Genomic DNA, 7,004 nt, shown 5'->3' on the forward strand with positions numbered 1-7,004 from the left:
CCGGCCGTTCATGAAGTCGCTGTGGACCAGCAACACGCGCTGGGTCGCGGTGACCGAGGACGGACTGGACGGCAACACCGTGATGGGCGACAGCTACGACGGCTCGCCGGCGGCGTTGGCCGAGGTGCGCACGAACGTCGAGCGCTCGGGCGAGATCGGCCAGCTCGTCGCGGGCGACTTCAAGTCGAGCGTCATCTTCGTGCCGCTGCTCGACAAGAACCCCAGGACCGGCGTGGCGCTCGATTACGGCGAACTGGGCCGGCAGGTCGAGGCGCTGCGCACGAAGTACGAGAGCGAGCGTGTGAAGATCCACGTCACCGGCTTCGCCAAGGTGATGGGCGACCTGATCGAGGGCATGCGCGAGGTGCTGGCCTTCTTCGGCGTCGCGCTGGCCATCTGCAGCGCGGTGCTGTTCGCCTACACGCGCTGCGTGCGCTCGACGCTGCTCGTCGTCGCGTGTTCGCTGGTGGCCGTGTTGTGGCAGTTTGGTCTGCTTGCGCTCGCCGGCTACGAGCTCGATCCGTACTCGGTGCTCGTGCCGTTTCTCGTGTTCGCGATCGGCATGAGCCATGGCGCGCAGAAGATGAACGGCATCATGCAGGACGTCGGCCGCGGCACGCACCGCGCCGTCGCGGCGCGCTACACCTTCCGCCGCCTCTTCGTGGCCGGACTGACCGCGCTGCTGTGCGACGCGGTGGGCTTCGCGGTGCTGGCGCTGATCAAGATCCAGGTGATTCAGGACCTCGCGGCCGTGGCGAGCATCGGCGTGGCGGTGCTGATCTTCACCAACCTCGTGTTGCTGCCGATTCTGCTGAGCTACGTCGGCGTGAGCCCGGCGGCGGCGGCGCGCAGCCTGCGGCTCGAAGTTGTCGACGCATCGCTCGGGCCGGCCGGCACGCGGCAGCGCGCCTGGCTGTGGCGCCAGCTCGACCGCTTCACGCGGCGTGGGCCGGCGCTGGCGGCCATCGTGGTGGGCACCGTGCTGGCGGTCATCGGCTACGCGGTGAGTCTGAAGTTGCCGATCGGCGACCTCGACCCCGGCGCCCCCGAGCTGCGTGCCGATTCGCGCTACAACCGCGACAACGATTTTCTGGCGCGCCACTACGCCGCCAGCGCCGATATTCTGGTCGTGATGGTCGCCACGCCCGCAGACCAGTGCACGCGCTACGGCACCCTCGCCAAGCTCGATCAACTCGCCTGGCGGCTCGAACAACTCGAGGGCGTGGAGTCGACCAACTCGATGGCGGCGCTGTCCAAGCTCGCGATGGTGGGCTACAACGAGGGCAACCTGAAGTGGTTCGACCTGATCCCCAACGACAGCGCGCTCGGCGGTGTGCAAACGCGCGCGCCGCGCGAGTTCTTCAACCAGGACTGTTCGTTCCTGTCGCTGTACGTTTACCTGAAGGACCACAAGGCGGCCACCCTGACGCGGGTGATCGATGCGGCGACGGACTTCATCGCATCGAAGAAGTCCGCGGACGAGCGCTTCATGCTCGCCGCCGGCTCGGCCGGCATCGCCGCGGCGACCAACATCGTCGTGCACCAGGCGATGCGTGAGATGCTGCTGTGGGTCTACGGCGCGGTCATCCTGCTGTGCTTCGTGACGTTCCGATCCTGGCGTGCCGTGACCTGCGCGGTGTTGCCGCTGGTCCTGACCTCCATCCTGTGCGAGACGCTGATGGTGGCGCTGGGCATGGGTGTGAAGGTGGCCACGCTACCGGTGATCGCGCTGGGCGTGGGCATCGGCGTGGACTACGCGCTGTATGTGCTGTCGGTCATGCTGGCGCGGCTGAAGGCGGGCGACACACTGTCCGACGCCTACCACCATGCCTTGCAGTTCACCGGCCACGTCGTGGTGCTGACCGGGCTCACTCTGGCCCTCGCCGTGGGGACGTGGGCCGTCTCGCCGATCAAGTTCCAGGCCGACATGGGCATCCTGCTCGCATTCATGTTCGTCTGGAACATGGTCGGGGCCCTCGTCCTGCTGCCGGCGCTCGCGCACTTCCTGCTGCGGCCGGAGCCGCTCAGTCGGCCTGCGTCCGCCAGCGCCGATTTCGCTCGGCAAGCGTGATGAAGGCGCGCATCTGGTCGGCGACGAATCCGCGCGTCGCCGCATCCACCAGGCGACCAGCGTCGTCGAACCTGCTCGCGGCGTGGCCGATGAAGACTTCGGGCCTGAGCAGCACATCGGCCTCGAGGAATTGCAGCACCTTGCGCAGGTCGTATTGCATCCTGGCTGTGCCCACCGGACCGGTGGCCGCGCCGAGGATCGCGACGGGCATGGCCTTGACGGGCTGATCGGGCAGGCGCGACAGCCAGTCGAGTGCATTTTTCAACCCACCGGGAATGCTGAAGTTGTATTCCGGGCTGGCGATCAGCACGCCATCGGATGCGCGGATCGCGTCGGCCAGGGCCAACACCGCCGGTGGCCAGCCTTGGGCCTGGTCGTCACCGTTGTAGACCGGGATGCCGTGCAGTGTCGCGATCTGCACGCTCACGCCGCTGGGCATCAGCTCCACGGCTGCGCGCAGGGCCGCCATGTTGAACGATTGCGCGCGCAGGCTTCCGCACAGGCCGAGCACGCGACGGCGAGGCGCCGTCATCGTGACGACCGTTCAAGCCAGTGCATCGCGCAGCGCAGCCAGCAACGAGACCGTTTCGGTTGTTGATGCGGCCGTGCCGAACACGCAGTGGTCGGGCCGTGCCACGACAAAGCGTCGGTCGATCTGCGCGAGCCAGGGCGTCAGAACCGGCACGTCTTCCACCGCGTGGATCACATCGGCGGTGCTGTCGCCGGTGGCACCCAGCAGCACGAGCACGCCCCCCAGAGGCTGAAGCGCGTCGCGCAGCAAGGCCTGATCTGCCGCAGGCAAGTCGCTGCGGGTGACGACCCGCACCGTGCGACCGGTCAGGTCGTCGAGGCGCACGAGTTTGTCGCGCACGTTGATCGTCGGTTGCGGCAGGAGGCAGCCGGCACCCGGCGTCTCGCGTGCGATCAAGCCCGCGTGCAGGCCCGGGATCATGTTCTGGCGGAACTGCGTCGTGACCTGTCCGCCCTGCTCGGCCAGCAGTCGTGCGTCGCGTTCGCGTGCGCGCACAGGGTCGCGTTCGCAGATCACGCGGCCGAGTTCCATCGCGGTGCGCGTCGTGGTGACGACGTGCGGGCGGCGTTCCTGATGGTAGGTGTCGAGCAAGTCCGGCGAGGAGCGGCCTCGCAGAATGCGCTCGAGCTTCCAGGCCAGGTTCAACGCGTCGCGCATGCCCTGCACCATGCCCTGCGCCATGAAGGGCGGCGTCATGTGCGCGGCGTCGCCGGCCAGCAGGATGCGGCCGCGCCGCCATTCGTTGGCCACCAGGCCGTGGAAGCGGTAGGCCGCCGCGCGCCAGATTTCGCCTTCGCCGGGCTTGATCCAGCGTTCGAGCAGCGGCCACAGCTGCTCGGGCGGGTAGTCGGCCGCCAGGCTGTCGCCGGGCAGCAGCATGATCTCCCAGCGGCGGTGACGGCCGACGCCGACGACGTAGGTGCAAGGCCGCTCGGCCTCGCAGTACTGCACCTGGGTCTGCGGCAGTTCGGCGAGCTTGGCGTCGGAGACGATGGCGTCCACCACCAGCCAGGGCTCGTCGAAGCCCAGGTCTTCCAGCGTGATGCCGAGCTGCTTGCGGATCGGGCTGGAGCCGCCATCGCACGCGATCAGGAAGGGGGCGACGTGGCGCGTGGGCTGGCTGTCGCCGGGCAGGATGACGTCGGCCCAGGCGTGGTCGGCATCCTGGCCGACGGCCACGACCTCGGCGCTGGTGGTCGCGCTCACCGTCGGCAGCTCGGCCAGGCGGGCACGCAGCAAGCGTTCGAACGCCGGCTGCTCGAACACGTAGTTCGGTGCCCAGCCCAGACGGTGAGGCGGCGGTGCGGCGTCCAGCCGCTTGATGAGCTGGCCGTCCATGCCGCGGTATTCGCTCGGGCGATACGGCGCAACATGCGGCGCCATGCGATCGGCGATTCCCAGTTCCTGCGCGATGCGCATCACCTCGTGGTCCATGCCGGCGGCGCGCGGCAGCGGGTACAGGTCCGGCAGGCGGTCGAACACTGCCACGCGCAGGCCGCGCTGGCCCAGCAGGCCCGCGAGTGTGGCGCCGGTGGGGCCTGTGCCCACGATCAGGACATCGACTTCTTTCATGCGGCGGTGTTCAGCGGAAGTGAAGGGATAGGGCAGACGCTAGCGGCCCGCCTGCCCGAATTGGGCGCGCCATTGCTCGGCTGGCTTGAAGGTGGGGTCGGCGCGGCAGATGCGCTCGGTCTCGGCCCAGACTTCTGCGTCGGGACGCTCCAGATCGAGCGGGTCGCCGTGAGGCTGGCTCACGTACCACGGGGTGTCGAGGTAGACCTCGACCGTGTTGTCTTCGGGATCGGAGAAGTAGATCGACAAGGCGTTGCCGTGGTTCAGCCCACGCATCCGGCTGGCGCCGCGCGCGAGCGCACGCAAGCGCGCTTCGCGAAGATGATCGAGTGTCTGCACCTTGAACGACAGCTGCATCACGGTGCTGGCGCTGCCTTCGGCTCGGCTCGAGGCCAATGCCAGCTGGTGGTGCTGCTGCGGGCTGGCGCTGAGGAACACGATCTTGAACGGCATCGTGATGCCCTGGCCCCGGTCAGTCTCGACCATGTCGAAGACCTCGCGGTAGAAGGTCGCCATCTTGTCGAGGTCGAAGCAGAACATGCCCATGTGGGCCAGGCTGGGGGCGAAAGGCGATGACATGGGGTGTCCCTCTCAGCGTTGGCCGTCGTGCACGGAGACCTGCTCCTTGGTCAGCCCGCCCAGACGCGAGTGGATGCGCCCGCCATCGGCCATCACCAGCGCGAACAGGATCTCGTCGGGCCGTGGCGCGTCCTGGATGCCGACCTCGAAGCTGTTGAAGTGGCTTCGCACGTACGCGGCGTGGATGTAGTGCAGCGGCACCATCAAGCGGTAGCCCGTGTGCGCGACCGCCTTCGCCGCGGGCACGATGGCCTTCGGCTCGCCGAGCACCTGGCGCATGGCCCAGCCGCCGGCCTCGTGCCAGACGGCGCCGTGCTCCAGCTCGCCGGCGGTGCCGACGATCGCGGCCTTGCTGTAGGCCTCCACCTGCGCGGCACCGCCGAGCGCACCGACCAGCTCTTCGGCGAGCAGCGTGCCCAGGCTGCGCAGCTCGGCCATGAACGGCAGCAGGTCCGGCTCGTAGCGGCCGGCGTAGGGATTGCGGATCACGGCGCAGGCCGCGGCCAGACGCAGCGGCTTCGCCGGCGGCGGCCCGCCCTCATGGAAGACGGTCTCGACGGTCAGGCTTCGCTTGCGGATGGCGACGAGGCTCACGATGCGCCCCTCACGCCTTCGGGCCCTGAGCCACGACCGGGTTGCGCAGCACGCCGATGGCCTCGATCTCGACTTCGATGGTGTCGCCGGCTTTCATGTACCGCGGCGGCTTGCGGCCGAAGCCGACGCCGGCCGGCGTGCCGGTGACGATCACGTCGCCCGGCGACAGCGTGAAGATCGTCGACGAGTAGCTGATCAGCCGCGGGATCGAGAAGATCAGGTGGCCGGTGTCGCTGGACTGCACCACCTCGCCGTTGAGCCGCGTCTCGAGCTTCAGCTTGCGGCCGGGTTCGATCTCGTCGGCCGTCACCATCCACGGGCCGAACGGTCCGGTGTTCTCGAAGTTCTTGCCCGAGGCGATCTGCTTCGCATGGAACTGCCACTCGCGCACGCTGACGTCGTTGTAGATGCTGTAGCCGGCGACGTGCTTCCAGGCATCTGCTTCGGCGATGTCGCGCCCGCCGGTGCCGATGATGACCGCGAGTTCACCTTCCCAGTCGAGCGTGTCGGAGACGCGCGGCTTGACGACCGGTTGCCCGTGTCCACACTGCGAGCGCCACACGCGCAGAAAGATCGGCGGGAAGTCCGACAGCTCGCGCTGCAGGCCGGCGGCGAGCGCCTCGTTGTGGTGGTCCATGTAGTTGCGCACCGCGCAGACGATCTTCTCCGGCTCCGTGATCACGGGGAGGTACTCGATCTCGCTGAGCTTCGCGTCGACTGCCCTGCCCTTCACGTGCTCGGCCGCGTCGCGATAGCCGCCGCAGGCAATGTAGTCGCGCAAGGTGGTCACGCCTTCGCGCCAGCGTGAGAGGTCGACCACGCCATCGCCGATCACGGCTCCAAAGGCTTCTCGGTCGGCATGTCGGTACGAAAGTAGTTTCATCGGTCTTCCTCGGTGAATTGCGGGAGCGGTCTCGCTGCGCCAGGGCGGCAACGCGATATGGGCACAGTATAGTGTTTTGTGCATAAAACGCGCATCGAGGGATAACCCGACATCGACTTCCGGCCATGTGACGTGGCACGGGCGGCCACGCGACCTTCGCGCAGCGGACATCCCGCAGAGTGCGTCGAGACCAATCGGTGGGCGGCACGCCGATGCGGCCACCTGCGCGACGACCACGCCCGTGGATTCAACGCGGACGGTCAGGTGGTCGCTAACCCAATGCCATCAGCAGGTCCGGCACGGCCGTGAACAGATCGGCCTCGAGCCCGTAGTCGGCCACCGAGAAGATCGGCGCCTCCGGGTCCTTGTTGATCGCGACGATGACCTTGCTGTCCTTCATGCCGGCCAGGTGCTGGATCGCGCCGCTGATGCCGGCGGCGATGTACAGCTGCGGCGCGACGATCTTGCCGGTCTGTCCGACCTGCCAGTCGTTCGGCGCGTAGCCGGCATCGACCGCGGCCCGGCTCGCGCCGAGCGCTGCACCGAGCTTGTCGGCCAGCGGCGTCAGCACCTCGTTGAACTTCTCGCTGCTGCCCATCGCGCGGCCGCCCGAGACGATGATCTTCGCGGCGGTCAGCTCGGGCCGGTCGTTCTTCGCGATCTCGCTGCCGACGAAGGTCGACTTGCCCGAGTCGGGCGTTGCCGCGACGCTTTCGACCGCGGCCGAACCGCCGCTCGCCGCGGCCGGATCGAAGCCGGTCGTGCGCACCGTG

At 68.2% G+C, this 7,004-nt stretch carries 7 protein-coding genes; 1 reads left to right on the forward strand and 6 read right to left on the reverse strand.

What is annotated here, in order from left to right:
• Positions 1 to 10 precede the first annotated feature (10 nt).
• Entirely contained in the window at positions 11 to 2,071 is a 2,061-nt protein-coding gene (locus tag AC1DTW_RS11855; RefSeq protein WP_477981299.1) for an efflux RND transporter permease subunit, read from the forward strand.
• Here the strand turns inward: AC1DTW_RS11855 and AC1DTW_RS11860 are convergent.
• The 6 genes from AC1DTW_RS11860 to AC1DTW_RS11885 all read right to left on the reverse strand — a co-directional run.
• Positions 2,025 to 2,603 carry an NADPH-dependent FMN reductase gene (locus AC1DTW_RS11860; RefSeq protein WP_477981301.1) on the reverse strand — a complete coding sequence of 193 codons (579 nt, stop codon included), beginning with the start codon at positions 2,601 to 2,603 and terminating at the stop codon, positions 2,025 to 2,027. The genes AC1DTW_RS11855 and AC1DTW_RS11860 overlap by 47 nt on opposite strands.
• Positions 2,604 to 2,615: 12 nt before the next feature.
• A complete protein-coding gene (locus AC1DTW_RS11865; RefSeq protein ID WP_477981303.1) occupies positions 2,616 to 4,175 on the reverse strand; it encodes a bifunctional 3-(3-hydroxy-phenyl)propionate/3-hydroxycinnamic acid hydroxylase in 1,560 nt (519 codons plus the stop codon).
• Between the two features lie 39 nt (positions 4,176 to 4,214).
• Positions 4,215 to 4,754 carry a VOC family protein gene (locus tag AC1DTW_RS11870; RefSeq protein WP_477981304.1) on the reverse strand — a complete coding sequence of 180 codons (540 nt, stop codon included), beginning with the start codon at positions 4,752 to 4,754 and terminating at the stop codon, positions 4,215 to 4,217.
• Between the two features lie 12 nt (positions 4,755 to 4,766).
• Positions 4,767 to 5,348 carry an amino acid synthesis family protein gene (locus AC1DTW_RS11875; RefSeq protein WP_477981305.1) on the reverse strand — a complete coding sequence of 194 codons (582 nt, stop codon included), beginning with the start codon at positions 5,346 to 5,348 and terminating at the stop codon, positions 4,767 to 4,769.
• Between the two features lie 10 nt (positions 5,349 to 5,358).
• On the reverse strand, positions 5,359 to 6,231 hold the full coding sequence (locus AC1DTW_RS11880) for a fumarylacetoacetate hydrolase family protein (RefSeq protein WP_477981306.1): 873 nt from the start codon (positions 6,229 to 6,231) through the stop codon (positions 5,359 to 5,361).
• Positions 6,232 to 6,502: 271 nt separating this feature from the next.
• Positions 6,503 to 7,004 (reverse strand): electron transfer flavoprotein subunit alpha/FixB family protein (locus tag AC1DTW_RS11885; RefSeq protein ID WP_477981307.1); only part of this gene is annotated, 502 nt, incomplete at its 5' end.

It is taken from the genome of Rhizobacter sp. P5_A1 (genome assembly GCF_056400745.1).